This window comes from Methanosarcinales archaeon, from assembly GCA_014859725.1.
Lineage (GTDB): Archaea > Halobacteriota > Methanosarcinia > Methanosarcinales > Methanocomedenaceae > Kmv04.
Genome location: JACUTQ010000205.1, coordinates 1 through 3,533 on the forward strand (window position 1 = coordinate 1; position 3,533 = coordinate 3,533).

Sequence of the window (3,533 nt, forward strand, 5' to 3'; positions counted from 1 at the left end):
AGAACTGGAGCAATTACTCAGGCGAGAATTGTGCATGGGCTAAACAAATACCATTAAATGAATAATTAAGCCTTAGCAAAGGTTGACATATTTGAGTATGCTGAATATCCATTTATCTATTGGATACCCACACTGATACTGAATCCTTCAATCAACCCTCTTATGGTCTGGACCACACGTACTGTCTATCTTGTGCCTTCCCTTCCTCAGGCTGCCCTTCCATCGCATCAGGTCCGGCGGCAGGCCGAAGCGCTCTTAAGCAGGCCGCAGGATCGAGCGGGTACTTTTCTGGCAAATTTTCATTTATCCGACTGATGTTATTATGCTGAATCCTCTGACTCTTTCCAAAGCTAGGGCGGCCGAGTGGATGCAGGTACAGCGCAGACACAGGTGTGATGGCGGGCGGCGGGGGATTGGAGGCACCCTTTAATCTATGTTAAGAGATTGCACATTTTAGTCATAGTGATTCCCAATCTTTGTTATTATTACTCTGCATTCTCTATTACCCCGGCTATTCATAGCTCTGGACAAGCCTATTTTATGGTAATTATTGTGCTGCTTGAAGTATTGAACCCACCACGGATCATTGCAACAATTTTGTATGTCCCTTCCTTTTGTGGTCCCACTTCCAAACCACCATAGCCATGAGTATATACTATTGATGGATCCCATACAATTGAGACTTACTCCAATTACTTCTCCTGTATGAGCATCCATCCAAGCCTGAAAAGCCTTCATCCTGAATCCTTCCTCTTGACAAGATAGTAATACAACACCGCCCCTATAAAATGCACAAAGAAGATGGCAAGGCACCAAATCAGCTTATCATACTCGCCGCCGTTGGGGAACCGCTCGGTCGGCCTTTGCAGACAGTCTATCAGCATCCAGAGCCAGAAGGCAAAGGCTGCCATGACAATGACGGTATATATTCCGATTGCTATCATAATTTCACCTGTGCTTTTCGTTCTTCAGCATAATATTTATTTTCTGTATTTTATCAATTAAATATCCAATTCCCGCTCCGATTAAAGCCCCATAGATTGGAAATAGATTGATTGTAGATAGAATTGAAACAACTGAATTGGGAAGAGGTCCGTTTGAAAATATAAGATACAATACAAAGTATGTCCCTATAATGCATATGTAAATCGGGAGGAAAACAGTCATACTAAGATGGGACAGCCCTACGTATTCATGTGACGGTGTCATAACAATGGATATACTCCCAAGTAAACCCCAAATTGCTCCGATTATTGCACCCAATTTCCATTTCTTCATATAAGATACTCCGAATCTTCGACAGTCTAAAGAAATCTGTATGCCTATTCTTTGTGTTCTTTTCATTCTGGCATATACTCTATATCCAGTTCATCGATGAGTTCTGTGTCACACCTTATAATTTTTATTAGATTTCACAGCGTTATATCCTGTCTCATAAAGCTGATAAAAGATACCACAAGCAGGATCACGGGTGTCACAATCAAAACCATCAGGTTCACCCAGTACTGCTGCATCCAGTAACCCAGGGTATGATTCATATCAAAGAGACCTCGCATAACTGTTGATGTTGACCCGCTGCTCACGTCCATTGAAACAACCATGCCCGAAGAACTACCACTAATTAGATCCTGAAAATGCGTGAGGGGGGAAAGCTGCGAAATCTGGTGCGCTACTGCGAAGAAATTCTCTGAATCTTCCGGACCCTGCATTGAATATATGGACTGGCCGGTAATTATGCCAGCTAATATAAACGCAATTTGCATAAGCAATGTGCCCAGCACCACCCAGACGGCCAGACTGTATACAAGTGAATTTGATGGCTCTTTGCAAAAAGTGGAAGTGGCAATTCCCAGAGCAAGATATATTGAAAGTAGCAGGAACGCAAGTGCAACATACACTATTATCCTGCTAAGCTCTTCCGGATTCACTGATATTCCGGAGATACTTAACATAATCCCAACCGGTACTGCCACGGCCACAACAATTACCACTCCCAGGGCTGCCATCATACCCACCAGCTTGCCTGTGATCACATTGTCACGGTAGACCGGATGCGTCATCAACACATTCAACGAGCCTGACTTTCGCTCCCTGACGATGGCGTCAAAGCCCAGTACAATAGCAACCAGTGCACCTGTTGACCCGAACAAATAGGTGAATGATTGAAAACCTATCATTAATGGATTTAGAGTTATCCCCATGCCCACAAAACCGCTCTGTTCCGCCATGCGTGCCATACTCTGGCCCGCCTGATATCCGCTGGCCAGCACAGCCACCATCAGCACTGCCAGGATCACAATAAACCTGGGGCTCCATATGATATCTGCAAACTCCTTCTGGGCGATCACAAGTATATTTTTGATATTCATTTTCATGTATTCCCATCTCCGATCAGTTTCAGGAATACTTTTTGCAGATCCATCCTCTCTTCCTCGAATCTGGATACCGTGCCTCCGGCCAGCTTGATGGCTTTTGCGATCTGTGTGCGCATCCCCATATCAGCATGCACCTGCAGTGCTGTGTCCATGATCCTTACGCTGTGCACACCATTCATCTCGTTTAGCCTTTCAACAGTATCTTGGAGGGACAGGTCAGATACCTCCAGCATATACCGTACTCCTTCTTTCTCTCTCACTTTGTCCCTGAGTTCCTCTACGGTCCCTACTGCAAGTAATTTTCCACTATCTATCACTGCTATCCTGCTGCAGATCTCTTCCACCTCAGCCATGGTATGTGAACTCAGGAAGATTGTCACATCCTTTTCCAGACTTAGCTGTTTTATCAGGTTGCGCATCATCTGTGCACCTTTCGGGTCAATGCCACTGGTGGGCTCGTCCAGGAACAGGATGTTCGGTTCATTGATCAGTGCCTGGGCAAGTCCGAAGCGTTTACGCATACCTGTGGAGAAACCGCCCGTTTTCTGGTCCACTGCACCGCCCAGGCCCACCATCTCCAGCAGGTCGATTATCCGCTTCTCCCTGACTTTCGGTTCAATATCATACAACTTTGCATAAAACCTCAGGTTCTGTCTGGCAGTGAGGTTATCATAGAACCCGGCAGGTTCGGGCAGTACGCCTGTAGCCTCCCTGATATTGATCACTTCTTTTACGATATCGAACCCCGCAACCCTGCCGGTGCCGGAACTGGGCTCCAGCAGCCCGATCAGCATCTTCATGGTCGTGGTCTTGCCAGCACCGTTTGGGCCGACAAAACCAAAAACTTCGCCCCTTTTCACGGCAAGGGTAAGTGAATCTACTGCCACAATCTCATTTTGCTTGCCAAATCGTTTGGTGAGGTCACTGGTCTCTATGATATTTCCATCACCGGCCAGACCGACAGCCATTTCATTTCCTTCAGATTCCATTTTATATTTACCTCCTTCCGAATTTATAAATAATTATTATCAGCGCTAGTACGGCCAGTATGACCAGCCCGATGCCGATAAACCCGCTACTGCTTGATTTTACCACTATAACCCGCATGCTGTTGTCTTCACTTTGCGCCTCATCGCTTACCGCCCGCATCAGGATCTC

Annotated in this window: 5 protein-coding genes; all 5 read right to left on the bottom strand. The window is 45.9% G+C overall.

Annotated elements, in window-relative coordinates:
- Positions 1-734 precede the first annotated feature (734 nt).
- The gene (locus IBX40_12080) at positions 735-944 is read right to left on the bottom strand and encodes a PLDc_N domain-containing protein (GenBank protein MBE0525047.1); all 210 of its coding nucleotides are present in this window, start codon (positions 942-944) and stop codon (positions 735-737) included.
- 4 nt (positions 945-948) lie between these two features.
- Positions 949-1,278: a hypothetical protein gene (locus IBX40_12085; protein ID MBE0525048.1), complete on the bottom strand. Its 330-nt coding sequence runs from the start codon at positions 1,276-1,278 to the stop codon at positions 949-951.
- 134 nt (positions 1,279-1,412) lie between these two features.
- On the bottom strand, positions 1,413-2,375 hold the full coding sequence (locus IBX40_12090) for an ABC transporter permease (protein ID MBE0525049.1): 963 nt from the start codon (positions 2,373-2,375) through the stop codon (positions 1,413-1,415).
- The gene (locus tag IBX40_12095; protein MBE0525050.1) at positions 2,372-3,343 is read right to left on the bottom strand and encodes an ABC transporter ATP-binding protein; all 972 of its coding nucleotides are present in this window, start codon (positions 3,341-3,343) and stop codon (positions 2,372-2,374) included. The genes IBX40_12090 and IBX40_12095 overlap by 4 nt, the downstream gene beginning before the upstream one ends.
- 28 nt (positions 3,344-3,371) lie before the next feature.
- The coding region (locus tag IBX40_12100) for a hypothetical protein (GenBank protein ID MBE0525051.1) at positions 3,372-3,533 on the bottom strand (162 nt) is incomplete at its 5' end.